General features: G+C 64.7%; 1 protein-coding gene and 1 pseudogene. Both read right to left on the bottom strand.

Translation table 11 applies throughout. The features are described 5' to 3' along the window. Nucleotides 1-153: pseudogene (locus PF446_RS04655) on the bottom strand (tRNA pseudouridine(38-40) synthase TruA); the annotation flags it as partial. Nucleotides 154-248: 95 nt separating this feature from the next. Then, nucleotides 249-2,523: FimV/HubP family polar landmark protein (locus tag PF446_RS04650; RefSeq protein ID WP_298070082.1), on the bottom strand; the 2,275-nt coding region annotated here is incomplete at its 5' end.

Here is a 2,523-nt window from a genome sequence, read left to right as displayed (position 1 = left end):
GTCGGTACGTCCGGCGCATATCACCGTCACCGGTGCGTTGGCCACGGTCGAAAGCGCCTGCTCCAGCGTTGCCTGCACGGTCGGTCCATGGCTCAGTCGCTGCCAGCCCATGAAGTCGGTGCCGTCGTATTCGATACCCAGGGCGATACGCATGCAGATGTCGGGTGGTAAGGGAAAGCGGCCAAGAATACAACGACGCCGGCCCCGCTGCCGGGACCGGCGTGGTCAGGTACGACAAGCCGCGCAGGTCAGTCGAGCTCGTCCAGCATCTTCTGCGCCATGTCGCGCTGGGACTGGCTGCCCTCGTGCATGGCCTCCTCAAGCATGGCCCGGGCTCCTTCCGGATCGCCCATGTCCATGTAAGCCCGCGCCAGATCGATCTTGGTATCCACCGCGTCGCCGCCCATTCCGGATGCTGCGTCTGGCTCGACATCGTCCTCAGCTTCGCCCTCTACATCGTTCTCGGGCTTGGCGTCGGTTTCGGTTTCGGTGTCGGTTTCGGTTTCGCTTTCGCTTTCGGTATCGGCGTCGGATACCACATCGGCCCCGGATGCCGGAGAAACATCGTCCTCTGTATCCAGCGACGTGCTGGTGACATCGTCCCCGGGCAAGGTGAAATCTTCCAGGTCGGAGGAAGAAGCCGGTCCATCCAGAGGCGGCAAGTCATCAGGATCCTCCTCGCTCGACATCCCGGGAGCCGGCATCTCGTCATCACCCACGTGGAAGTCATAGTGCTCGGAAGTCCCGATCGCGTCCTCCGGGTCCGCTTCATCCCGTGCGTCATGCCAGTCACTATCCGCACTGCCTGGAGTGGCCGTGCCGCCCTCGTCCGGGAGCGGATGCGTTTCATCTTCCTCATCCGGAATCTCGGGCGAATAGGCGCCTTCGTCAGCGGCAAACAGCGGATAGTCGGGTGAAAGTTCCTCACCCATCATGATCACGTCCTGCCATTCCTGCTGCTGCGGGTCGCTGATGTGCGTGCGCATGGCCTCGGCGGCGGACTCGAAACGCTCCACGTCGCGACGCGCATAGTAGAAGCTCACCAGCTCAAGGTGCAGCCCCAGATCCTCCGGATTTTCGGCCAGCTCACGAAGCAGGTCATCCTGCTCCTCATCGCCGTCGTCGTCCGCGGCAGGGCCAAAGGACGAGTCACCGAACTGATCGGCAAGGGAACGCTGGTTGAGGGAAGGCTTGGACGATCCAGCCTTGCGCTTGCTGCGCAGGAGCAGGAGCAGCAACACAATCACGCCCAGCGCCGCGATCAGCTTGACCCACAGCGGCCCATACCAGGGCTGGACTGGAGCCGGTCGAGGTACGGGCTTGGACTGCAACGGCTTGGCTACCGGCTTGGGCGTGGCTGCAACCGGTTTGGGCGTGGTTGCCACGCTGCCAGCCGTAGCCGTGGAAGCTTTCGCCGGAGCGGCCCCGCTCGCGGCCATCGCGATCGCAGCGCTGGACCCGGAAGCAGGAACACTGCCGTTCACGGCAGGCGCAAGGGCGGACCCCGCGGCGGACGGTTTGTCTGCGGCGGCAAGTTTGTTCTGCAACTCGGTGATTTCGGCGTTCTTGAGGTCGAGCAGCCGATTGTTCTTGCTCTGGATATCCTTCAGGCTCTTCAGGTGGGCCTGCAGGTCAGCGGTCTGCTGCTGGGCGCTGGACAGCGCTTCCTTGGCGCGGGAAACCTCCTGATGCAGCTGCTCCACGGCGACCTTGTTGCTGCCACCGGCCACCCCGGCACGCGCACCGGTGCTCTCCCCGCCATTGCTGGGCGGCACCAACTTGAGCTCGTCTCCGGAACGGTTCGACGCTGCGCCCGACATGCTGGAGGACGCCGGTTTGCCCGGACGGCTGGCTGCGCCGGGGCCGGTGGATGCCACCATGGTCGTACGGTGGGGCGCCATGGCGCTCCAGGAGCGATCCTGCCGCAGCACCTCGGACGTGGCCGCCGCTGCGGTTTGTGCGAGGAGCTCATCGCGGGTCGGAATGCGAAGTACAGCTCCGCTTTTCAGTGCGTTGATGTTGTCCTTGTAGAAGGCCTGCGGATTGGCCGACTTCAGGGCCAGCATCATCTGGTTGATGCTGACGCCCCCGGGGCGCTGATTGCGGGCAATGCCCCACAACGTCTGCCCGTGCCGGACGGTGCCGTAGTTACCATTCTGGACCTGGGCTGACGGTGCGGGCGGCCGGGCGACCGGCTTCATCTTTTTCTGTGCCGGCTTGGGCGTCGGCTTCCTTTGCACCGGTTTGGCCGCGGCTTTCATCTCGGGCGCTGCCTTTGCCACTGGCGCTGGTTTCGCTGGCGCCGCAGTCTTGGCCGGTTTCTGTGCCGGTTTCGGTGCCGGTTTCGGTGCTGGTTCCGGTGCCGGTTTCGGTGACACGGCGGCACTCGGCGTGACTGCACCTTGCAGCCTCGCCGTGGCTTCGCTGCCCGGTGGATCCAGCAGCACGGTGTATTCACGCAGCAACTGGCCGCGAGGCCAATCCACCTTGACCAGGAAGTCGAGGAAGGTCTCACGCACGGGC

The sequence above is a fragment of the Oleiagrimonas sp. genome (assembly GCF_027858935.1).
GTDB lineage: Bacteria > Pseudomonadota > Gammaproteobacteria > Xanthomonadales > Rhodanobacteraceae > Oleiagrimonas.
This window is presented reverse-complemented; position numbering and strand designations above follow the sequence as displayed.